This window comes from Nocardia amamiensis (assembly GCF_015477605.1).
In the GTDB taxonomy this organism is placed as follows: Bacteria; Actinomycetota; Actinomycetes; order Mycobacteriales; family Mycobacteriaceae; genus Nocardia; species Nocardia amamiensis_A.
In genome coordinates this window covers 1-255 of the sequence record NZ_JADLQX010000331.1, presented here as the reverse complement: position 1 = coordinate 255, position 255 = coordinate 1, and the positions used below count along the sequence as shown (strand labels likewise).

Genomic DNA, 255 nt, shown 5'->3' with positions numbered 1-255 from the left:
GCGGAAGGCGAAGTCATCGACGCCGAGCGCGGTCACCGGGCCGGGTTCGGGCATCGGCAGTGCCCGGATCAACCGCAGCAGAGTCATCCTGGATACCGTCACCGACAAGTGGCGGGTCAACCGCTGGCCGGGGCGGCCACCCACCGCCAACGCGATCCGCTCGAGCATGCTGCGTAGCAATGGGGTCCGTCGGGCATGCGCCGTGGTCAGGCCGGGTACCTGCTCGGCGAACGTGGCGCGGGCGCAATCCGGGTT

The 255-nt window shown here is 70.2% G+C and carries 1 pseudogene; it reads right to left on the bottom strand.

Annotated features, from left to right (window positions below):
* A pseudogene (locus IU459_RS38015) lies at positions 1-255 on the bottom strand (ISL3 family transposase); the annotation flags it as partial.